17 protein-coding genes are annotated in these 21,230 nt (G+C 59.7%); 5 read left to right on the forward strand and 12 right to left on the reverse strand.

Annotation, left to right across the window (positions count from 1 at the left end; translation table 11 throughout):
• Positions 1-28: 28 nt before the first annotated feature.
• Complete coding sequence (uvrA, locus tag ACOYW0_RS17340; protein WP_482415067.1) at positions 29-2,881, reverse strand: excinuclease ABC subunit UvrA; 2,853 nt, start codon at positions 2,879-2,881, stop codon at positions 29-31.
• Positions 2,882-2,952: 71 nt separating this feature from the next.
• Positions 2,953-3,966: a 4-hydroxythreonine-4-phosphate dehydrogenase PdxA gene (pdxA, locus tag ACOYW0_RS17345; RefSeq protein WP_482415068.1), complete on the reverse strand. Its 1,014-nt coding sequence runs from the start codon at positions 3,964-3,966 to the stop codon at positions 2,953-2,955.
• Between the two features lie 839 nt (positions 3,967-4,805).
• Here pdxA and dnaA point away from each other — a divergent pair.
• The 3 genes from dnaA to ACOYW0_RS17360 all read left to right on the forward strand — a co-directional run bounded on the left by dnaA (position 4,806) and on the right by ACOYW0_RS17360 (position 7,879).
• The gene (gene dnaA, locus ACOYW0_RS17350; protein ID WP_482415069.1) at positions 4,806-6,170 is read left to right on the forward strand and encodes a chromosomal replication initiator protein DnaA; all 1,365 of its coding nucleotides are present in this window, start codon (positions 4,806-4,808) and stop codon (positions 6,168-6,170) included.
• 139 nt (positions 6,171-6,309) lie between these two features.
• Complete coding sequence (locus tag ACOYW0_RS17355) at positions 6,310-6,492, forward strand: hypothetical protein (protein WP_180136810.1); 183 nt, start codon at positions 6,310-6,312, stop codon at positions 6,490-6,492.
• A 10-nt stretch (positions 6,493-6,502) separates the two neighbouring features.
• Positions 6,503-7,879, forward strand: a complete 1,377-nt coding sequence (locus ACOYW0_RS17360) for an FAD-binding oxidoreductase (protein WP_482415070.1) — start codon at positions 6,503-6,505, stop codon at positions 7,877-7,879.
• Between the two features lie 450 nt (positions 7,880-8,329).
• On the opposite strand, the gene ACOYW0_RS17365 is transcribed toward ACOYW0_RS17360, so the two are convergent.
• From ACOYW0_RS17365 to ACOYW0_RS17410, 10 genes are all read right to left on the reverse strand, one after another.
• Positions 8,330-8,527, reverse strand: coding sequence for a hypothetical protein (locus tag ACOYW0_RS17365; protein WP_092207334.1), 198 nt, complete (start codon positions 8,525-8,527; stop codon positions 8,330-8,332).
• 45 nt (positions 8,528-8,572) lie between these two features.
• The gene (locus ACOYW0_RS17370; RefSeq protein ID WP_482415071.1) at positions 8,573-9,358 is read right to left on the reverse strand and encodes an inositol monophosphatase family protein; all 786 of its coding nucleotides are present in this window, start codon (positions 9,356-9,358) and stop codon (positions 8,573-8,575) included.
• 84 nt (positions 9,359-9,442) lie between these two features.
• Positions 9,443-11,110, reverse strand: a complete 1,668-nt coding sequence (hflX, locus tag ACOYW0_RS17375) for a GTPase HflX (RefSeq protein WP_482415072.1) — start codon at positions 11,108-11,110, stop codon at positions 9,443-9,445.
• A complete protein-coding gene (gene dnaB / locus ACOYW0_RS17380; protein WP_343052475.1) occupies positions 11,107-12,549 on the reverse strand; it encodes a replicative DNA helicase in 1,443 nt (480 codons plus the stop codon). The genes hflX and dnaB overlap by 4 nt, the downstream gene beginning before the upstream one ends.
• Before the next feature lie 241 nt (positions 12,550-12,790).
• Positions 12,791-13,261 (reverse strand): 50S ribosomal protein L9, encoded by a 471-nt coding sequence (gene rplI, locus ACOYW0_RS17385; protein ID WP_180136806.1) that lies wholly within the window; start codon positions 13,259-13,261, stop codon positions 12,791-12,793.
• A 108-nt stretch (positions 13,262-13,369) separates the two neighbouring features.
• Entirely contained in the window at positions 13,370-13,654 is a 285-nt protein-coding gene (gene rpsR / locus ACOYW0_RS17390; RefSeq protein ID WP_180136805.1) for a 30S ribosomal protein S18, read from the reverse strand.
• Between the two features lies 1 nt (position 13,655).
• Positions 13,656-14,120, reverse strand: coding sequence for a 30S ribosomal protein S6 (gene rpsF / locus ACOYW0_RS17395; RefSeq protein ID WP_482415073.1), 465 nt, complete (start codon positions 14,118-14,120; stop codon positions 13,656-13,658).
• A 110-nt stretch (positions 14,121-14,230) separates the two neighbouring features.
• Positions 14,231-16,105, reverse strand: a complete 1,875-nt coding sequence (locus tag ACOYW0_RS17400) for an AMP-binding protein (protein ID WP_482415074.1) — start codon at positions 16,103-16,105, stop codon at positions 14,231-14,233.
• Positions 16,106-16,435: 330 nt separating this feature from the next.
• Positions 16,436-17,044, reverse strand: a complete 609-nt coding sequence (locus tag ACOYW0_RS17405; RefSeq protein ID WP_482415075.1) for an alpha/beta hydrolase — start codon at positions 17,042-17,044, stop codon at positions 16,436-16,438.
• Positions 17,045-17,154: 110 nt separating this feature from the next.
• On the reverse strand, positions 17,155-18,300 hold the full coding sequence (locus ACOYW0_RS17410) for a ribonuclease D (RefSeq protein WP_482415076.1): 1,146 nt from the start codon (positions 18,298-18,300) through the stop codon (positions 17,155-17,157).
• A 424-nt stretch (positions 18,301-18,724) separates the two neighbouring features.
• Here ACOYW0_RS17410 and thrS point away from each other — a divergent pair, with 424 nt between their 5' ends.
• On the forward strand, positions 18,725-20,638 hold the full coding sequence (gene thrS, locus ACOYW0_RS17415) for a threonine--tRNA ligase (RefSeq protein ID WP_482415077.1): 1,914 nt from the start codon (positions 18,725-18,727) through the stop codon (positions 20,636-20,638).
• Between the two features lie 78 nt (positions 20,639-20,716).
• The gene (locus ACOYW0_RS17420; protein WP_482415078.1) at positions 20,717-21,121 is read left to right on the forward strand and encodes a VanZ family protein; all 405 of its coding nucleotides are present in this window, start codon (positions 20,717-20,719) and stop codon (positions 21,119-21,121) included.
• The last annotated feature ends 109 nt before the right edge of the window (positions 21,122-21,230 follow it).

Here is a 21,230-nt window from a genome sequence, read left to right on the forward strand (position 1 = left end):
CCCTCCCCACGTGGGAGGGACGGCTTTTTTATTGGTCCGCCGGGGTGTTGGGGAGGATCTCCTTGAGGTAGCGGCCGGTTACGGATCGCGGGTCGGCGGCGATCTCCTCGGGGGTGCCGACAGCCACGATATTGCCGCCGCCCTCTCCCCCTTCCGGCCCCAGGTCGATGACGTGGTCGGCACATTTGATGACATCCAGGTTGTGCTCGATGATGAGGATGGTGTTTCCCGCGTCCACCAGGCGGTTGAGGACCAGCATGAGCTTTCGGATGTCCTCCAGGTGCAGGCCGGTGGTGGGCTCGTCAAGGATGTAGACGGTGTGACCTCCTCCCTTTTTGGAGAGCTCCCTGGCCAGCTTGATGCGCTGGGCCTCGCCGCCCGACAGGGTGGTGGCGGCCTGGCCCAGGTGGATGTAGCCCATGCCCACCTCGATGAGGGTTTCCAGCTTGGCCCGCAGCACCGGATAGCTTTTGAAGAATTCAAAGGCCTGGTTTACCGTCATGTCCAGCACATCGGCGATGTTTTTCCCCCGGTAGCGCACGTCGAGGGTGTCTCGGTTGTATCGCTTTCCACCGCAGACGTCGCAGGGCACATAGACGTCGGGCAAGAAGTGCATCTCGATTTTGACGATGCCGTCTCCCTGGCACGCTTCGCAGCGTCCCCCCTTCATGTTGAAGCTGAACCGCCCCTGCTTGTACCCTCGTTCCCTGGCCTCTTTGGTTTTTGCGAAAATATCGCGAATGGCGTTGAAAAGCCCAGTATAGGTCGCCGGGTTGGATCGCGGGGTTTTGCCGATGGGGGATTGGTCGATGCCGATGACGCGGTCTACCAGGGAGAGGCCCTCAAGGCGCGTGTAATCGCCGGGACGCTCCTTGGCGCTCGAAAGCTTCTGGGAGAGGACCCGCTTCAGGGTGGTGAGTACCAGGGTGGATTTGCCCGAACCCGAGACACCGGTGACACAGGTGAGGGTCCCCAGAGGAAAGTCCACGGTGACCTCTTTCAGGTTGTTGGCCCGGGCTCCCATGAGGGTCAGGCACCCTTTGTCGTGGGGACGTCGCTTCAAGGGTGGCTCGATGCCCCGGCGGCCGGAAAAATAGAGGCCGGTGAGGGACTCTTCGCAGGCGGTGATGCCCGAGGGGGGGCCGGAGTAGACCACCTGCCCGCCCCGGATGCCGGCGGCAGGCCCCATGTCGATGAGGTGGTCTGCGGCGTAGATGGTGTCGGTGTCGTGTTCCACCACAAGCACGGTGTTTCCCAGGTCCCTGATCTTTTTCAGGGTGTCGATGAGGCGCCGGTTATCACGCTGGTGCAGGCCGATGCTGGGTTCGTCCAGCACATAGAGAACCCCGGAGAGCTTGGAGCCGATCTGGGTGGCCAGGCGGATGCGCTGACTCTCCCCGCCGGAGAGGGTGGAGGCTCCCCGGGAGAGGGTGAGGTAGGAGAGGCCCACATCGGTGAGGAAGGTGAGGCGGCTGGTGAGCTCCCGAAGGATGGGCGCTACCACCAGGGCTGTTTTCCCGGAAAAGGAGAACTCCGAGAGGGTGGCAAGGGCCTTTTCAACGGACATGGCGGTGATGTCGGAGATGGAATGGCCGTCGATGCGCACGGCCCGGGCCAGGTCGTTGAGGCGCGAGCCCCTGCATGCGGGGCAGGGGTGTTGGGTCATGAACCGGCGCACGTCCTCTTTTTCCGATGCGGTGGTGGCGTCGTCCAGCCGCTTCTGAAGGGCGGGTATCACCCCTTCAAAGGGGGTCTCATAGGTGACCTTGCGTCCTTTTTTCTCAAAATAAAACGGGATGGCCTCCTTTCCCGATCCTTTCAGGACCACCTTTTTAAAAGAGGCGGAGAGATCTCGAAACGGTGTGTAGATGGAGGCGCCGTAATGGTGGGTCAGGGCATCCAGGAATTCGGCGAATTGAACGGAGCTTCGCGAGGCCCAGGGTGCCACGGCCCCTTCCCGAAGGGAGAGGTCCGGGTCCGGGACAATGAGTCCCGGGTCGAAGCCTTCTGTGGTACCCAGGCCGCCGCAGCGCTGACAGGCCCCTTGTGGGGAGTTGAAGGAGAAGGACGCCGGCGTGTAGTCCGGCAGGGTGATGCCGCATTCGCTGCATCCTTTTTCTTCGGAGTAAAGGATGGTGTGGCGGATCTCCGTGCTCCCCTCTGCAAGAAGGTCAATACCCGCCTTGCCGTCTGCGGTGCGGGCGGCAAGTTCCAGGGAGTCGGCCAGGCGGTTTCGCATGCCCTCTTTGATGACGATGCGGTCGATGATGACGTCAAAGGGGTGGTCATCCACACGAAAGCCCTCGGGGAGATCGTCGAGTTCGTAGAGACGGCTGCCCACGCGGACCCGTGAATACCCTTCTCGCCTGAGGCGCCTGAGCATGGCTGCCGCGGCATCGGGCGCCATGGCCGGAAGGGGGGCCGTGATCAGGATACGTGTGCCTTCGGGCTCGTCAAGGACCTCGCCGATGATCTCATCCAGGGACCGGAAGCCCACCTCCTTGCCGCATGAGGGGCAATGGGGCGTGCCCGAACGTGCGAAGAGAAGTCGCAGGAAATCGTAAATTTCGGTGACGGTTCCCACCGTGGACCGGGGGTTGTGGGAGGAGCTCTTCTGCTCGATGGCGATGGCCGGTGAGAGCCCGTCGATAAAGTCGACATCGGGCTTTTCCATCTGCCCTAAAAACTGGCGGGCATAGGTGGAAAGGGACTCCACGTATCGCCTCTGGCCTTCTGCGTAGAGGGTATCGAAGGCCAGGGAGGATTTGCCCGACCCCGAAAGCCCGGTGACCACCACCAGGGCGTTTTTGGGAAACGAGACGTCGATGTTTTTCAGGTTGTGCTGCCGGGCTCCGGATATTGTGATCTCAGGTTGAACCATGGTGTGTTTGATTCCTGATGAAGGGCATGGTGCGCCGCCTAAGGGGCGGCGCATGGTTTCCGCTGCGCGTGTTATCTGCGGATTCGGTTTCGTGCCTGCATGGCGGCCATGTGCATGGCGGAAAGGAGGCTGCCTTCCGAGGCGATGTTTTTCCATGCGATGTCGTAGGCGGTGCCGTGGTCCACGGAGGTGCGGATGATGGGAAGCCCCAGGGTGGTGTTTACCCCGTCATGGAAATGGACCATCTTAAACGGAATGAGGCCCTGGTCATGGTACATGCAGACCACGGCGTCGTAGTGCCCTTCGGTGGCCTTGAAAAAAACCGTGTCCGGGGGCAGGGGCTCGCTGATGGTGCATTCCGGATGCAGGGCCCGTGCTGCTTCCACGGCCGGGGCAATGAGTCGGCTCTCCTCGTCGCCGAAGAGGCCCTCTTCCCCGGCATGGGGGTTCAGGCCTGCCACACCGATGCGCGGTTTCTCCACCCCGAATCGTTCGGTGAGGGACCGGGCCGTAAGGCTGATCAGATCAGTGATCTTGGCGGGTGTGAGTTGGCGGACCACCTCCTGCAGGGGGATGTGGATGGTGACCAGCACCACCTTCAGGCGGTCTCCGGCCATCATCATGGCGAATTCCGTGGCCCGGGTGCGGGAGGCGATGAGCTCGGTGTGCCCGTGAAATTCGGATCCGGCCAGTTTCATGGCTACCTTGTGGATGGGGCCGGTGACCATGGCATCGCACTCCCCGCAAAGGGCCAGGTCCACGGAGCGGGTGATGGCGTCGATCATGGCCTGGCCGGTGCGGGCTGTGGGGGCACCGGGGACCACCTCGTCGGGGGCCAGGGAAGACACAGGGAGAAGGTCGATGGTGCCCGGGGTAAAACGGGCCTCGCTGACCGAGTTGACGGTCTGGATCGTCAAGGGTACGCCGGTGGTCTCAATGGCTCTTGTCATGGTCGCTTCATCACCCACAAGCAGGGGCCGCATGTTTTCATGGGCTTTGGGGGAGTGAAAAGCCTTGGCGGCGATTTCCGGGCCGATACCGCAGGGATCGCCCATGGTCAGGGCCAGCAGGGGAGGCTGGGTCATGTGTACTCCTTTATTATATAGGGGTGTGCCCGGATGGTGGGGGCACCGACACCCTGGGGGTTCTGCCGTAGGGTTCCGGAATTCTGCGATATACGTGATGACAGCATGCGAACGACCGGATACCGGGCTTCTTCCACCTATATATACCAGCAGCGCTGGTTCAGGGGAATGCAAAAAAGAGAATGAAAGGGACCAATGGGTGGGGCGGAAATATGTTGCCTCGGGAGGAACTCCCGGGGGCATCCCCTATGTTGTGGTAGGTTCCGGGTATGGGGCAACAGGTTGGGGGGAGGCCGGGAAAGGGGTGTTTTATGGGGCCCTTGGGGGTAACACCCCAGGGGGGGGCAGGAGAAAAAAGGGGAACTCACCTAAGGGGGCTAAATGGTGCAGTATTTGGGGTGATCAGATGGGGGGACAGAGCGGGTATGCTGAAAAATGGAGCAAATCAGAGCAATGCAGAGAAAACGAGAGTTTTTGTGTTTGTCGTCTTTGGAAAGGAAACCGTGGATCATTCGAATATAGTTAGATAAATCTGTGTTGAAGAATTGGGAATATTTATGGGGGGTTGCGAGATCTGTTGGTTGTATTGTATTTTATAACAGTATCTTGCGGCGTGGTGTGATGGCGGGGCGGTGGACCCTGAAAATCGAAGATATTCGGGTTGACGGGGTCATCACGTTGGATTAATACCATTTTACATCACTATGGGGGATCCCGTCCTCTGTTTCTATCCTTGGTATTCTACAATGTATCGGGAATAATCAGAAATTTTGGTGGTTTTCTAACGAGCCCTGTAAAGGGAATAGCCTCTTATTGTTTTTTATTGGTGAGCATACTGTATGGAATCGGTTTGGAATAATGTTAAAGCTGTGCTGGCGGAAAGACTGCCCGGACACAGTTTCCGAATGTGGATTGAACCTGTAAAGTTCGAGGACAGGAGCGGGAATGACTTTCGGGTCTCGTGCCCCAACCTGTTTTCAAAGAAGCGGGTTCAGGATCACTACGGTTCCATGATTCAGAATGAAGTCCGGACCCTTCTCGGGTCAGATATCAGCCTCTGTTTTGATGTTCGCAAGGGAGCAAACGGCGTAAGCCGCGGCCCCGTGGTTAAAAAGGGGTTGAAGAAGGTGGAGACCCAGCTGGTCATTCCCAACGTGGCCAACCCCGTGATGCACAGCGGCCGCATGCTGAGGCCCGACTTCACCCTGGACGACTTTGTGGTCTCCGGGAACAACGATTTTGCTTACTCAGCGGCCCTTTCCCTTGCCTCGTCCACCCAGGCACAGAACAGCTCCCTGTTTCTGCTGTCCGACACGGGGATGGGCAAGAGTCACCTGACCCAGGCCATCGGTCACCACATCAACCGGAAGAAGCCCGGGGAGCGTGTCTACTACATCACGGCAGAAGACTTCACCAACGAGATGATCGGTTCGTTCAAAAACGACACAGCCGGTCAGTTCAAGGAGAAGTACCGTTCCCAGTGCGATGTATTGCTGTTGGAAGACGTCCATTTTCTGGGCGGCAAAGAGCGCACCCAGATCGAGCTGGCCATGACCCTGGATTACCTTATGGAGTCCGGCAAGAAGATCATGTTCTCCAGCTGCTATCTGCCCAATGACATTCCCAAGATGAACGAGCAGCTGGCATCCCGGTTTACCTCCGGGCTGATCTCTCCCATCGAGGACCCCAACTTCAGGACCCGCGTTCGGATCCTGAAAAAGAAGGCCGCCAAAAAAGGGCACCAGCTCCCCATGGATATCATTGAGTACCTGGCCGGTGAACTCACCGACAACATTCGGCAGCTGGAAAGCGGCCTGGTGTCCGTGACGGCCAAGTCTTCCCTCATGGGTGTTCCCCTGGATCTTGATCTGGCGGAAAGCGTGGTGAAGAACATCGCCACCAAGAAGAAGCGCGTTACCATTGATGTGATCAAAAAGCTTGTCTGTCGTGAATTTAATATCACACCCACCGACATTGTATCCAAGTCACGAAAAAAGACCATCGTGAAACCCCGCCAGGTGGCCATCTACCTCTCACGCCGATACACCGACCAGCCCCTTCAGGCCATTGGGAAAAATTTCAATCGGTACCACGCAACGGTTATGCATGCCGTGGGGACCATTGAAAAGGACATCCGTCAGGAAGTCCAGATGCGAAATCAGATCGAGTATCTTTCCAGAAAGATTGAAAACGGCGATTTTTAGGACGGTTTTCTGAAGAAGCATGCAGAGGCATTGCTGCGACGAAGACCGTTTGAAGGCGTGTTGTTTTTGTGCTCTCACGTAAACAATGATCGCGTGTAAGCGAGTGGTTTTTTTCTTTCACCTTCAGCTGGAGGGTCTTATGATTTCATCGAATGAACCCGTCTGGGGATCTGACAATAAAAAGAAACGTCGCATCCAGGAGATCCTGGAAAAGTTGAATCGGGCCGAGGTCATCGCCCGCGGCCTGGGCATTGAACCTCACGAAATTATCCGCCTCAAAGAGGAGGGGCTTCGTGAGCTGGACCGCCAGAAACACTGGTAGTGGGGACAACATGGAATTAAGGAGAAAGGCGCGTTCCGCCCTTGCGAAAATATACGGGAAGGAGCGTCTGAAGACATCAAAGGAAGACTGCGTCTGCTACGCGTACGATGCGCGAAATGCGCGATGCATCCCCGATGCGGTGGTGTTTCCCGAAAGTGCCGAGGAGATCTCCCGCACCCTGGCCCTGGCCTCTGAGCTGGGGTTTCCCGTGGTACCCAGGGGAAGCGGGACGGGAACCACCGGGGGCTCGGTGGCCGTTGAAGGGGGCGTGGTTCTTGTGACCACCCTCATGAACCGCATCGTCGAGATCGATACGGACAATTTTACCGCCGAAGTGGAGCCCGGAGTGATCACCGGCGATTTTCACAGGGCTGTGGAGGCCAAGGGGATGTTCTACCCGCCGGATCCTTCCAGCGCAGGGATCTCCACCCTGGGTGGGAACGTGGCCGAGTGCGCGGGCGGTCCCCGGGCCGTGAAGTACGGCGTGACCCGGGACTATGTCCTGGGCGTGGAGGCGGTTCTGCCCACAGGGGAGATCGTCCATACCGGCGTGCGAACCGCCAAGGGTGTGGTGGGGTACGATCTGACCCGCCTTCTGGTGGGGTCCGAGGGGACCCTGGCCGTCATCACCCGGATTCTGCTCAAGCTCTTGCCCCTGCCTGCGGCCACCGCCACCCTCAAGGTCTCCTTTGAAAGCATGGAAGAGGCGGCCGAAGCCGTCTCAAAGATCATCGCTTCAGGGACCCTGCCCCGCTGTGTGGAGTACATGGACGAAGCCTCCATTGTCTGCGCCCAGTCCATTGCCGACCTGGAGCTTCCTGAAGGGTGCCGTTCCATTTTGCTCATCGAGGTGGACGGCTCTGCATCGGAGGTGGCCACTTCCATGGAAGAGGTGGTAACGATCGTCAAGGAAGCGGGAGCCATGGCCGTGGAGGAGGCCCGTGACGCCGAAGAGGCCAAGCGCCTCTGGACGGTGCGCAAGAAGGTGTCGCCTGCCCTCTACCTCTTCGGGCCGGACAAGATCAACGAAGACATCGTGGTACCCCGAAGCGCCATTCCCAAGATGGTCAAAAAGATCGAAGCCCTCAAAAAAGAGTACGGCCTTCCCATGGTGAGCTTTGGCCACGCCGGGGACGGCAACATTCACTTCAACGTCATGATCGATAAAAAGGACGCAGCCCAAAAGCTCAGGGCCGATGCCGTCATCGACGAGATCTTCGACCACACCCTGGCCCTGGGGGGGACCCTCTCCGGCGAGCACGGGGTGGGGATCACCAAACGGGAGTACATCGGAAGAGAGATCGGGGAGAAAGAGCTGGAGATCATGAGGGGCATCAAAAAGCTCTTCGACCCCAAGGGCATCCTCAATCCGTCCAAGATTTTTTGACGCGTAAATGCCTCGCCTCCGGCGGCCAGGGGATAATCCCCTGGACCCCAGGTTGCCAATGGCCTCGGGGACAGGCCATTGGCCAAGGTTTTTCGATTATTAAGACACGCATCCGCAAACTGTTTTCTAAGAGGCACAACGTGCCACCGGAGGCAGACAATGGGCACGTAGCGACAACGTATCCTGTTGCGTCGAAGCTTGTGCATCAGCCCGTACAAACCCTCAGCGGTTATGTCGGGCGTAGCCCGAGCGAAGGCCCTTGCGCTTTGGCCCGAGGAACGAGGGACGAAGCGCAAGGGTTAATAGCTTTCGAGGTGGCTCACCTCGCCGCCGGAGGCACGCTTTTTGCGCGTTACTTTGTTTTTGTATGAAAAAAACAAAAACCCGCCAGGGCACCTCGATATGGGGTGAGGTCCTGTCGGGTTTTTTTGATGGTGTGTCGTGTGGTGCTTACTGGAGCCGTGCGGGCATGGCCTCGGTGTTCATGAGGTCCTCGATGAGCTCCATGCGATCGTTCTGGTCCCGCTCGATGATGCATTTCAGGCAAAGGGCGCAGTGTTTGGTGCACACCTTGTCGTTGATGTCGAAGTTGCCGAAGCAGTCGAGGTAGGCTTCCGATTTCTGGACGAAGACAATATCGTTATGCATAGGTCCCCTTATGGTTTAATGGCGTTTCGGTACCCTGTTGGTGCCTCAGGCCGTTGATGTCGTCAGCAGTGTCATCATGTCGTTGTGAATCTTGCCGTTGGTGGCAAGCATTTCTGCGTCTCCGGGCGTGAAGGTTTCGCCGTTGAATCCGGTGACGCGTGCCCCTGCCTCCTGGGCGATGAGGACCCCGGCAGCCGTGTCCCAGGCTTTGAGATTCTCTTCCCAGAAGCCGTCGAAGCGTCCGGCGGCCAGGTAGCAGAGATCCAGGGCGGCGGATCCCAGGCGGCGAACCCCCTGGGCGGCGTCCAGGCAGGCCTCGAACCGTGCCATGAGGCCGGGCAGGATCTCTCGGGCGTTGTAGGGAAACCCGGTGACCAGAAGGCTCTCCTCCAGGCTCGGGGAACCGCTCACAGAGATGGAGCGTCCGCAGAGAAAGGCGCCTTCGCCTTTGGTTGCCGTGAAGAGTTCGTTGGTGACGGGGTTGAAAACCACCCCGAAGCAGGTCTCGCCGTGGGCCTGGAAGGCAATGGAGATGGAGAAGAGCGGCAGGCCGTGGGCAAAGTTGGTAGTGCCGTCCAGGGGGTCGATGACCCAGCGGTACGGGCTTTTTTTCTCGGTTGCCCCGCTCTCCTCGGCCAGGATGTCGTGGTCGGGAAAAGCCCGGGTCAAGGTCTCGATGATGGCCTTTTCCGAGGCTGTGTCCGCCTCGGTGACCAGGTCGATGCGCCCTTTGCGGTCGATACGGAAGGAGCCGTTCACCATGTCGGCGAGGATTTTTCCACCTTTGAAAACAGCGGAAAGGGCCGTATTTTTAATTGCTTCCATCTTCATGGGTACCACATGTATCCTTTTTGTCCCGGCGAGTCAACATCTATGATGGCACACGGTGCATGACAGCACATCTTGTGTTGCGGTCTACTCCTCAAGGTCCGGGTCATCCTCCGGGAGCTGGTCGGTGATGAGGGTCTCGATCTGGTCTTCGATGCGGTGGAGCAGCGGGGTCAGTGTGGCCCGGTTAAGTGCGGAGATGAACAGGCCGCCGTGTTCCCGTGAAAGCGCTTCACGCCGCTCTTCATCGGTCTGGTCCATCTTGTTGAAGATCTTGAGGACCGGGATGGAATCGAGTTTCAGGTCCGAGAGGATCTTTTCCACGGAGTCGATCTGCTTTTCACACTGGGGGTTGGAGGCATCGATGATGTGAAGCAGGAGGTCCGCCGACTCCAACTCCTCCAGGGTGGCCCGGAAGGAGACCATGAGCTCTTTGGGCAGGTCCCGGATAAACCCCACGGTGTCGGTGATGATCACCTCGATGTCCTTGGGAAACCTTAAGCGCCGGCTGGACGGGTCCAGGGTGGCAAAGAGGCGGTCTTCGGCCAGGACCTTGCTCTGGGTGAGGGTGTTTAAGAGGGTTGATTTCCCTGCGTTGGTGTAGCCCACGATGGAGACCACGGGCACCCCTTTGCGGTTTCTTCTGGCCCGCTGCTGGCCGCGCTGTTTCTTGACGTTTTCGATCTGTTTGGTCAGGGTGGTGATGCGGTCCCTGACCCGCCGCCGGTTGAGTTCCAGCTTGGTTTCTCCGGGGCCCCTGCCGCCGATGCCACCGGTGAGCCGGCTCATGGCGGTGTTCAAGGTGATAAGCCGGGGCAGCATGTACTTGAGCTGTGCCAGCTCCACCTGGAGCTTGCCCTCCCGGGTCTGGGCGCGCCGGGCAAAGATGTCCAGGATCATCTGGGTTCTGTCGATGACCTTGATCTCCACCTGGTCGGTGATGGACCGGATCTGGGCCGGGGAGAGTTCCTGATCGAAGATGAGGATGGTGGCCCCTTTCTGCATGGCGGCGATGGTGATCTCGCTGAGCTTGCCCCGCCCCAGAAGGTGCTTGGGGTCGCTTTTTTTGCGGATCTGGAGCACCGTCTCCAGGATGTCGATGTTGCAGGAGCGGGCCAGTTCGTCCAGTTCCCTGAGGGAGGCCATGGCCTCTTTTCTGGGGCGGGTGGTGACGCTTACCAGGATGGCGCGCTCTTCGGCGTCTCCGGCGGACAGGACCCGCTCTTTGCGGGAGAGCTCCTCTTCCACTTCGCGGACGATGACGTCGAGGTCGTCCCGGAGGTGGCCCGGGGCCATGGGGGGGAGTTCCCGGGTGGGCTCACCGGTGGCGCCGGTGGTGACATGGGCGGTGTGCACCCTGTGGACCGAGCCGTCTGCGGTGAGGGTGACGGCGGCCATGAGGTCGAAGCGCAACAGGGCCAGGTCGGTGTGGTCGTCCCGGGTGAGCCCCTCGTTCTCCTTGAGGTGGGTGTGGATGTAGCGCAGGCCCGACAGGCGGCCGGGCAGGGGGCTGTACCCTTTGAGCTCCGGGATGTAGATCTGGTCCGGGGTCCCTGCGATAACAAACTCCACCTTTCCGGCGCGGCTCACCAGGACGGCCACCTGCCTGCGGATGTCGTGGCTGATGGCTGCCAGCTCGTGGGCCAGCTCGGCGTTCACCGCATAGCCCTGGGGGAGTCTGCGTCGGTAGAGGGATTCGAGTCGTTTTTTCTGGTTGGCCTTCAGGCCGTCGGTGTGACCGTGTACTTTTTTCATTCGCTGTCCGGAAGGGCGTAGTCGCCGATGGCGGCGTTTTCAAATCGGGTGTATTTGCCGATAAAGGTGAGGTGGGCCGTGCCCACGGCGCCGTTACGGTTTTTGGCGACGATGATTTCGGCCTTGCCTTTGTTGGGGTTGTTCTCTTCCTTATTATAGACCTCGTCGCGGTAGATGAAGGCGACGATGTCGGCGTCCTGCTCCAGGGAGCCCGATTCCCTCAAGTCCGAGAGCAGGGGGCGTTTTTCCGCACGCTGCTCCAGCATACGGTTCAGCTGGGACAGGGCGATAACCGGTACATCCATCTCCTTGGCAAGTCCCTTGAGGGATCGGGAGATCTCCGCGATTTCAAGGTCACGGCGGTCCCCGGTGGTACCGGAGCCCCGCATGAGCTGGAGGTAGTCCACGATGATGAGGCCCAACTCGCGGTCGGCTTTGAGGCGGCGGCACTTGGCCCGGATCTCCATGACGCTGATGTTGGGGGTGTCGTCGATGTAGAGGGGGGCCTGGCTGATGACGCCGGCCGCTTCGGTGACACGCTCCCAGTCTTCGGCGCCGATGGTGCCGCTTTTGAGTTTTTCGGAGTTGACCCTTGCCTCGGCGGTGAGCAGTCGCATGGAGAGCTGCTCACAGCCCATTTCAAGGGAGAAGATGGCCACCAGCTTCTCTTCGAGGACCGCCACGTTCCGTGCCAGGTTGAGAACAAAGGCGGTTTTGCCCATACTGGGTCGGGCCGCCAGGATGATGAGGTCGGTTTTCTGGAGGCCTGAGGTGAGCTTGTCCACCTGGGTATAGCCCGTGGGAACTCCGGTGAAATCGCTGCCGCTGTTCTGGCGCTCCTCCAGGGTGGTGATGTTGCTGTTGATGAGATCGTTGATATGGGAGAAGGAGGGCTTGATCTTCGAGTTTGAGATCTCGTAGATGGATCCTTCGGCCGTGTCGATGATGGACTCCACGGCTCCCTGCTCTTCCATGCAGTCGTTGATGATGTGAGAGCAGGTCTCAATCATGCGCCGCAGGGAGGATTTGTCCCGGATGATCTCCGCGTGTTTTACCGCGTTGACCGAGTAGGGGGCGCGGTCCACCAGCTGGGAGAGATAGGCGGCACCGCCCACCTCGTCTAATTGCCCTTTTTCCTTGAGCCGGTTGGCCAGGGTCACGATATCCACCGGCTCGGACCGGGCAAAGAGTTCGGCCATGGACTCGAAGATCTTTTCGTGGGCCGGCTTGTAAAAGTCCGGGGGGGTCAGCATCTCAATGACATCCACCAGGGTGTCGTTGTCGATGAGAATAGAGCTCAGGATGGATTCTTCCGCGTCCAGGGCGTGGGGCGGCAGTTTTCCCCGGGTGCCGCCTTCGTCGTTTGAAGGGTAGCCGTCCATGGGGCGGTTGCCGGTGGATTTCTTCCTGGGCTTGGGTGGGGCAAAGTTCGTGAGCATGGTGCGCTGGTCTCTTTTTTATCGTCTTTGGGTCTGTCGGGTTTCGGGGTGGACATGCGCTGGTTAAGAGCTATCAGGTCCCCGGGGTGTTGGCAATGTTTTTGCTCATGCCTGTGGCGCAACCCGGCGGGAAGGTCCGTAAGGGGCGGCTTTCCAGGGTCGGCGCCAAACGAAAAAAGGGGGGCTGCCGGTCTTCGGCTGCCCCCCTTTGCGGCTTTTCACTGGTGGAACGGAGAGGTGATTACTCCTCTTCGCCTTCCTTGGCTTCCGCCTTCACCTCAACGGTGATTTCAGGCTCCACGTCCTTGTAGAGACGGACGGGAATCTTGTAGGTGCCCAGCTCCTTGATGGGAGCGGCCAGAAGCAGCATGCGCTTCTCGATGGTGACTTCCTGGCCCTTGAGGGCTTCCAGGATGTCCTGGGCAGTGATGGAACCGTAGAGGCGCTCTTCCTGGCTGACCTTGGCCATGAGAGTGCAGGAGATCTCCTGTACTTTTTTGGCCAGCTCTTCAGCCTGCTCGCGCTCTTTGGCGATCTGGAGTTCAAATCGAGCTTTCTGCTGCTCCAGAAGCTTTCTGTTCTGGGGCGTGGCAAGAACGGCTTTCCCGCGGGGGAGGAGGTAGTTGCGTGCGTAGCCGTCCGCAACGGTAGCCTCGGTACCGATGATGCCCAGAGTGTCGATGGTTTCCGTTAAAATAACTTTCGTTGCCATATTATCCTCCGCTGAAGGGGGGCACCCCTTCAAAGTGAACCCGGAACCGTGTCCGGATTTCCGGCGTTGTTCAGTTGGTCATCGAAGCGGCGCATGGCCGACTTCGCATTATGATTCCAGGTTTCCGACGTAAGGAAGCAGTGCGATGGTACGTGCGCGCTTGATCTCACGGGTAAGGATTCGCTGGTGCTTGGCACAGGTGCCGGTAATGCGACGGGGAATAATCTTACCGCGCTCAGAGATGAAGTACTTGAGTACGCGGGTTTCCTTGTAGTCGATGACGATGCTGGAGTCGGCACAGAAACGGCAGACCTTCCTGCGGTGGTAAGTCCTTTTACGGCCTCCCTTGCGTCCGGGTTTCCCTTTTCCTTTTCCTCGTGCTGGTGCGGCCATCTTAGTCCTCCTCTTTGGTCTCAGGTTCTGCAGGTTCCTCAGCTTTTTCCTCTTCGGCAGGTGCGTCGGCAGCGGGAGCTTCTTCGGCTTTTTCTGCTTCAGCTTCAGGTGCAGCTTCTGCCTCAGCGGCAGCGGCTTCAGCCTGCTCTTTTTCTGCGAGGACGTCGTCGGGGTTGACGTCGTCGCCGAGGATGATGGTCATGAACTTGAGGAATTTGTCGTCAAGACGGAAGTTTCGTTCCAGCTCGGAAATGAGGGTGCCGTCGCCGCAGAAATCAACGCGGACATACTGTCCACGGGCTTTTTTGCGGATGTCGTAAGCCAGCTTGCGTACGCCCCAGTCATCGAACTCGATCAGGACGCCTTTGTAGGCAGCGATGATCTCTTTGACCTTGTCGTAACGCTGGTTGCGGACCTCCTCGCCCAGATCGGGATCGAGGATGAATACGGTTTCGTAACGTCTCATGTAACCTCCTTATGGATGTAAAGCCCTGTAATTTAAGACAGAGCAAGGATCGGTAGGCCGGTGTCGGCCTCGAAAAAACTACCCTTATTAACACCCTTTCCAAAAAGATGTCAAGGGGTGATGCGCAGGGCGTGGGCGCGCGCGAGCTCCCGTATCTTTTTCTTGTCCAGTTTCTGCACGGGGGTCAGGGGCATTTCGTCCACAAAAAAGACGGATCGGGGAACCGCGTAGCGGGCCACGCGCTCTTTGAGGAAGGCGATGAAGTCCTCCGGGGTGACCCGCCCCTTGTACCCAGGCTTGGGTTGAACGCAGATGATCACCCGTTCGCTCCCCTCCCGGTTTCCGTCCGGGACCCCGACGGTTGCCGCGTGTTCTGTGGCCGGGTGGCTGTAGAGGATGTCGTCCACCTCCCGGGAGTAGACTTTGTAACCCGAGACATTGATCATGTCCTTGGTGCGGTCCACGATGCGGAAGTAGCCCTGGGGGTCCACGGTGACCACATCGCCGGTGTGGACATAGCCTGCCTCGTCGATGCCGCTTGCCGCATCGGGCCAGTAGCCTTTCATGCGCTGGGGGCCTTTAAGGAGCATCTCCCCACGGACCCCGGACGGAAAATCATCCATATCGGCAAGGGGATCACCCGTTGCCGTGTCGGTGATTCGTACGTGTGTGTCGGGCAGGGGGATGCCCGTGGCCCCCGGTTTTTCCACGGCGGGTTTTTCGGTGTCGGACGGTCGGGAGAATTTGAGGAGAAGGGCGATGGCCCGGGTGACCATGGTGCCGACGGCCCTGGGCCCCAGCAACCCAAGGCCGCGGTTGAGCACAGGGCAGAGGCCCGGGATTCCCAGGACGGCGGTGAGAATCCGCTGGGGCAGTCTCCCGCCTGCGATGCGCAGGAGAAGGGAGGGGTTCAGGTGGGTGCTGGGGGACATCTCCGACAGGCCGTAGCCTTCCATGATGGCTCCCTTGCCCTTGGTTTCAAATTGCTTCTGGGTGCTCGGGGGCAGGGGCGCAGAGCCGGAAACCCCCAGGACGGCAAATCCTTTCAGCTCTTTTTCCGCCATTTTCATGAACTGGGCCGGGACCCCGAGCTGCAACAGGGGGCGGTGGGTGCGGATCATGTCCACCATGGCCTCGGTGTCCCTGGCGTCGGGGAGGAGGATCTGGTTGTAGCCCTCCAGGGTCATGGTGTGCATGATGACATGGCCGTAGGAGTGAAAGAGGGGCAGGCCGATAAGGGCGGTGATGTTGCCCCGGAGCAGCGTTTTGACGCGTCCGAAGGCCCAGCTGTTCTGCAGGGAGTTGCAGTAGATGTTGCGGTGGGTAAGCATGCATCCCTTGGGGACGCCGGTGGTCCCGCCGGTGAAGAGGATCATCTCCAGGTCTTTTTCCGGGTCAATGGGCCGGTCCGGCGGGGCGCAGGGGGTCTCTGCGATGAGCTGCGTCAGCCAGTGGCCCTGGCACGGGAGCCCGGCCAGTGGTTCTGGAGGGGCGGGGTGGGCGGAGTAGTCTGACAGTTTGGAGACGATCACCTGCTCCAATGCGGTTGTTTCGGCAAGGGCACGGGCGTGGGGCAGGGCGTCGTCCAGGGTGATGAGGGCCCGCGGCGTGCATGCGTCGAATTTCTGTTGAAGATGGGGCACGGGCTCCAGGGTGGAGCAGGGGACGTGGACCAGGCCGGCACGGCTGATGGCGTAATCTGCCACCACAAACTGGACGGAGGTGGGCAGCAGGGTAGCCACGCGGTCGCCTTTGGTAAGGCCGAACCCGGCCAGGGCCGTGGCCAGGCGATGGGCCATCTCGCGAACCCGGGGGTAGGTGACCAAGGAACCCATCTGGATCAGGCCTCGTTTTGGAAAGCGCCGGGCTGCTTGATCGAGGATGGCGTAGGCCGGTGCGTCGGGATAGGGCTCCAGTGTTTCCGGGATGCCCAGGATGCGGTACTCCCTGCTCCAGGGCAGGGCGGTCTCCTTGCGGGTGGTCATGCCGCTCTCCTTTGGGGGTGGCGCGGGTCGGCCGGGGGGCTCCGCTCAGGGGTGGGGCTGCGTTGGGTCTGGGGGCTTCGGCGGACCTGCGGCGATGTATGAATGAGGTGTGAGAGTGTGGCTCGTTGGGTGATGTTTGTGGGGTGCTATGTTCTGTTGTAAGGGGGTGGAACAGTGTTTGTCAATAGAAAGTGTGTTTTGTGAGGGAACAATACAAAAGACAATGTGGCCCGTGGCTGGGCAACATAAGGAGGGCTTTTTGTCGTGTATTAAATGCCTTGCGGGGCGCCGGTCCGACGGCCGCCCCGCAAAGCGCAGAAAAGGAGCTTTTTATGCGCCCGAAAGGTGCTCGTCGATGGCGCGGCTCACCTCATTTAAATGGATGGAGAAGAAGTGGTCGGCGCTCTCGATGACGTGGAGCCGGGCGTCGGGGTTCCAGGCAGGGACCATGCCTTTGACGGTTTCAAAGTCGGCAAAGCTGTCCTGGGTGCCTGAGATGACAAGGTTGGGGCCCCGGTGGCACGGTGTCGCCTGGAAATCGAGGAAGGTGACCGGGGGGGCCACCATCACGTCGGTGGTGACGGGGTGGGCCAGGGACGCGGAGAGGCAGATCCAGGTTCCGAAGGAGTAGCCGGCGCAGGTGACGTCCTCAATGCCCTCGGACTTCAGGCGATAGACAGCGGCCAGGAGGTCGCGGACCGCACCGTGGCCCTCGTCGAAGTCCCCCTCGCTGTTGCCTGCGCCCCGAAAATTGAACCGCAGGGTGGCAAACCCGGCTTTCCTATAGCTCTCGGTGATGGCAAGGACCACGGGGTTGTCCATGTCGCCTCCGTAGAGGGGGTGCGGATGGGTGATGACGACCCCGCGTTTGGTGCCGGGGGTTTCGAGCATGCCTTCAAGGATGGTGCCTTCAGACGTGAAGGTGATGCGATGTTCCATGGGGTTCCTCATGCGGGCGATGTCGGGCATCGCCCTGTGATCGGGTCGTGGGGTGACGTTTACTCCGGTGGCCCGCCGGTCGGCAGCCGACGGCGACGGGCTCCGCCTTTTTAAGCTTCCTGGCGCAGGGCGGTGATGATGCCCTGGCCCAGGGTGCTGATCTGCCACTGGCGCAGTCCGTCGATGGAATCAAGCTCATCCACGGTGTCGGGGTTACGCACGGCAATGGCGGTCATCAGCGCTTTGTTGATCAGGATGGGAGGATCCAGGGCCAGTCTGTGGGCCATGTCGTCCCGGTAGCTTTTGATGGCGTCCATGCGTTTGGGGATCTCAGGGTTGAAGCTGGGTCGTTTGCCCCTAGGGTACCTGGGCAGCTCCTCTTCGGGCAGGGCGATGCCCTGTTCCACCGCCTTGAGGATCTGGGTTCCGTGGGCTGCGGTCTGCCTCGGGGACAGCGCTCCGCAGGCCTTGAGTCGCCTTGTGGATGTGGGCTTTTCCTTGGCCAGGGTGTGCAGGGAGGCGTTGCTGAACACCTTGAACGGAGGTCTGTCTTTCTTTTCGGAAAGGATAAGGCGAAGTTTCAGCAGCTCTTCCAGGACGGCCAGGCTGCGCCTGTCGAGTTTGCCCGCGCCCTTTACCTTAGTAAACAGGGGGGCGTCGCCGTTGTCCTGGTGGCGGACGCCGGACAGCAGGAGGCACTCCTCTTCCACCCATTCGGTGCGGCCCTTCTCTTCGAGCTCACGGTCGAGGATGGCGGCAAGTCGGGGCAGGTAGATGACATCTCCGGCACCGTACTTGATCATGCCCTCGGTGAGGGGGCGTTTGGACCAGTCCTTTTTCTGGTAGGTCTTGTCCAGCTCCACGCCAAAGCGCTGTTTCATGACCGAGCCGAGGCCGGTTTCGGGGATGCCGAGAAACCGGGAGGCCAGCTCCGTGTCGAAAAGGTTGCGGATGGTGATGCCGAAGTCCCGGTTAAGGGAACGGACATCGTAGTCGCTTCCGTGGAAGATCTTGCGGATCTCGGGGCGCTCAAAAACAGGGACAATGGGGCCCATGTCTTCGATGCTCAAGGGGTCGATGACGGCGATGAAATCACCGACAGCCATCTGGATGAGGCACACTTTTTCTCGGAAATGGAACATGGAGTCGGCTTCGAGGTCCACGCCGATACAATCGGCGTTCAGGAACACATCGGCGACCTCCTTGAGGGCATCTGCGGTCTCCACGTAATGGAGGTTGTCTATCATATCGGTCATGGGAAAATCGGGGCTCGTTTCGACGGCCATTCCATGCGCTGGGCATGCGAAAAAAAATCCAGGCACATCAGGCCTCGGTGTGATGCCGAACCGGCTTGGCAAAAAGGTGCGCTGCGCGGCATGGATCCCGGACAAAAACCCGAGACGTTTTGGAGGCCATGGTACCTTGAGCACAACCGCCGGCCCACCGACGGTGCGAGTGAGTTTGATTTATGTTTGTGTATCATTTTTTTCCAAGGAAGACCATACACTTTCCGGGAGAGGGAAAGAGCTTTTGTCTTGACCCTCCCGGGGAATTGCCCTAAATTCACAGATTAGTCCTGTTTTCAGTGTGGTGCGTGCACCCCGCTGGATTTAAAGGTATTGGCAAGGCATCGCCTGTTGCGCGGTTCCTTTTATAATTCGAGGCGATACGGATACGGATATGGTTAAGATCACTCTACCGGATGGAAGCAAACGAGAGTTTAATGAGGCCCCCTCAGGGGGCGATATAGCCCTTTCAATCTCCGAAGGCTTTGCGCGCTCCTGCGTGGCCATGGAGATCGACGGGGACCTTTTGGACCTGTCGGAAAAGGTCGCGGACGGCGCTGCGGTCCGTCTTATCACCACCAAGGATTCGGAAGCCCTCGAGATCATGCGGCACAGCGCCGCCCACGTCATGGCCCAGGCCATCACGAACCTCTATAAGGATGCCCACCTCACCATCGGACCCGTGGTGGAGGGGGGCTTTTACTACGATATCGACATGGAGCCCATCGGCGAAGAGGCGTTCCCCGCCATCGAGCAGGAGATCAACCGCCTCGTGAAAGCCAAGCTCCCCTTTACGCGCAAGGAGATCTCCAAAGAGGAGGCCCTGGAGCGTTTCAAGGACGAACCCTATAAGCTCGAACTCATCGAGGACCTTGAGGGCACTATCTCCCTGTACGAGCAGGGCGACTTCACGGACCTGTGCCGGGGGCCCCACGTTCCCCACACCGGGATGATCAAGGCCGTCAAGCTCATGCGCGTTTCCGGTGCCTACTGGCGCGCCGACCAGACCAGGGCTCAGCTCCAGCGTGTCTACGGCACGGCCTTCTTCGACAAGAAAGAGCTCAAGGCCCACCTGCACATGATCGAAGAGGCCAAGAAAAGGGACCACCGCAAGCTCGGCACCCAGCTGGACCTTTTCAGCTTCCATGACGAAGCGCCGGGCATGCCCTTTTTCCACGCCCGGGGCATGGCCATGTGGAACGCCCTTCTGGACTACTGGCGCGAAGAACACGCCAAGGACGAGTACGTGGAGACCAAGACCCCCATCATGCTCAACCGCGCCCTCTGGGAGCGCAGCGGGCACTGGGAGAACTATCGGGAGAACATGTACACCTCCAGCGTGGACGGCTTCGATTACGCCATCAAGCCCATGAACTGCCCCGGCGGCATGCTCCTCTTCCGCATGAAGAGCCCCTCCTACAGGGAACTCCCCTACCGCGCCGGCGAGATCGGCCTGGTGCATCGCCACGAGCTCTCCGGGGCCCTTTCCGGGCTCTTCCGCGTGCGGGCCTTCCATCAGGACGACGCCCATATCTTCATGACCCCGGAGCAGATCCACGATGAGATCCTGGGGGTCCTGAAGCTTGACGAGCGGATCTACGGCACCTTCGGCCTTGATTTCCACCTGGAGCTCTCCACGCGTCCGGAAAAGTCCATCGGCTCGGACGAGCAGTGGGAAAAGGCCACCGAAGGCCTGAGGTCCGCACTGGACGCTTACGGCAAGGGGTATGTCATCAACGAAGGGGACGGCGCTTTTTACGGGCCCAAGATCGACATCCATATCAAAGACGCCATCGGGCGAACCTGGCAGTGCGGCACCATCCAGCTGGACATGAGCCTGCCCGAGCGGTTCGACCTCTCCTACATCGGTGCGGACAACGAAAAGCACCGCCCCGTGATGATCCATCGCGTGGCCTTCGGGTCCATCGAGCGGTTCTTCGGGATTCTGGTGGAACACTACGCCGGACGGTTCCCCCTGTGGCTGGCACCGGTCCAGGTGGTCCTTCTGCCCATGAACGACGACCTTCTGGACTACACCCGTCAGGTGAAAAAAGAGCTGGAAGCCGAAGGGCTCCGCGTGGAAGTGGACGCCCGGGGCGAGAGCCTCAAGCGCAAGGTGCGCGATGCCCAGCTGGAACAGGTTCCGGTCATTGTCACCATCGGCGAGAAAGAGCGGGAAGGCGGGGTCTTCTCCGTCCGTACCCTGGACGGCAAGGTCACCTACGGGGTTTCCCGTGAGGCCTTCCTCTCTGTGGTGAAGGCGGATATCCGTGCCAGGAAAAACGAAAGCGTTCCTGTATTCGGATAAGCTGTGGGGCGGCCCGATGGCGGTGATGTCACCGGACACCGGGCCCCCTGTACTGGGATGATGGGAAGGGAGATAGCGATGAGGATTTCGGAGTCAAAAGGGGTACGCAACTGGTTTGCCGTGCTTCTTCTCTGTGCGCTGATATTTCTTCCTTCCCTGGTTCACCTGCCCATGCCCAGGGGCCCCTTCAACGACAAGGTTGCCCACCTCCTTGTGTACACAGCGGCCGGGTACCTTGTGTTAAGGGGCGTTCGTTGCCTGCCCATGGCGCAGAGCCGGGTGGCTGCCGTGTGCTTTGCCTTTCTGGTGGCTGTGCTTATCGGCATGGCCGACGAGGTGCACCAGCTTTTTGTCCCGCGGCGGTCCATGGACCGAGTGGATTTTTTATGCGATATTGTGGGTGTCGTACTGGGGATTGCCCTTTACCTTATCGTCTGGGTGCGTGAGGAACGAAGGGTGCCCGACCGGCCGCCTACGGACTGATACGTGCAGCCCAGCACCCGGGCCATTTGCCCGGCAATACACGATGCCCCCGGACCCTTGCGGCCGCAATTTCTGAAAACCTGATACGATCTGCCACCACAACATAACA

This window comes from Desulfoluna sp. HI9BLuna, assembly GCF_056829775.1.

What these genes read in the sequence shown, in the direction of transcription:
- pdxA (WP_482415068.1), bottom strand. Translation starts at nt 3,966, where the DNA reads ATGACCCAGCCTCCCCTGCTGGCCCTGACCATGGGCGATCCCTGCGGT.
- ACOYW0_RS17410 (WP_482415076.1), bottom strand. Translation starts at nt 18,300, where the DNA reads ATGACCGATATGATAGACAACCTCCATTACGTGGAGACCGCAGATGCC.
- ACOYW0_RS17360 (WP_482415070.1), top strand. Translation starts at nt 6,503, where the DNA reads ATGGAATTAAGGAGAAAGGCGCGTTCCGCCCTTGCGAAAATATACGGG.
- ACOYW0_RS17405 (WP_482415075.1), bottom strand. Translation starts at nt 17,044, where the DNA reads ATGGAACATCGCATCACCTTCACGTCTGAAGGCACCATCCTTGAAGGC.
- hflX (WP_482415072.1), bottom strand. Translation starts at nt 11,110, where the DNA reads ATGAAAAAAGTACACGGTCACACCGACGGCCTGAAGGCCAACCAGAAA.
- ACOYW0_RS17400 (WP_482415074.1), bottom strand. Translation starts at nt 16,105, where the DNA reads ATGACCACCCGCAAGGAGACCGCCCTGCCCTGGAGCAGGGAGTACCGC.
- rpsF (WP_482415073.1), bottom strand. Translation starts at nt 14,120, where the DNA reads ATGAGACGTTACGAAACCGTATTCATCCTCGATCCCGATCTGGGCGAG.
- ACOYW0_RS17365 (WP_092207334.1), bottom strand. Translation starts at nt 8,527, where the DNA reads ATGCATAACGATATTGTCTTCGTCCAGAAATCGGAAGCCTACCTCGAC.
- uvrA (WP_482415067.1), bottom strand. Translation starts at nt 2,881, where the DNA reads ATGGTTCAACCTGAGATCACAATATCCGGAGCCCGGCAGCACAACCTG.
- ACOYW0_RS17370 (WP_482415071.1), bottom strand. Translation starts at nt 9,358, where the DNA reads ATGAAGATGGAAGCAATTAAAAATACGGCCCTTTCCGCTGTTTTCAAA.
- dnaA (WP_482415069.1), top strand. Translation starts at nt 4,806, where the DNA reads ATGGAATCGGTTTGGAATAATGTTAAAGCTGTGCTGGCGGAAAGACTG.
- rpsR (WP_180136805.1), bottom strand. Translation starts at nt 13,654, where the DNA reads ATGGCCGCACCAGCACGAGGAAAAGGAAAAGGGAAACCCGGACGCAAG.
- ACOYW0_RS17420 (WP_482415078.1), top strand. Translation starts at nt 20,717, where the DNA reads ATGAGGATTTCGGAGTCAAAAGGGGTACGCAACTGGTTTGCCGTGCTT.
- ACOYW0_RS17355 (WP_180136810.1), top strand. Translation starts at nt 6,310, where the DNA reads ATGATTTCATCGAATGAACCCGTCTGGGGATCTGACAATAAAAAGAAA.
- rplI (WP_180136806.1), bottom strand. Translation starts at nt 13,261, where the DNA reads ATGGCAACGAAAGTTATTTTAACGGAAACCATCGACACTCTGGGCATC.
- thrS (WP_482415077.1), top strand. Translation starts at nt 18,725, where the DNA reads ATGGTTAAGATCACTCTACCGGATGGAAGCAAACGAGAGTTTAATGAG.
- dnaB (WP_343052475.1), bottom strand. Translation starts at nt 12,549, where the DNA reads ATGCTCACGAACTTTGCCCCACCCAAGCCCAGGAAGAAATCCACCGGC.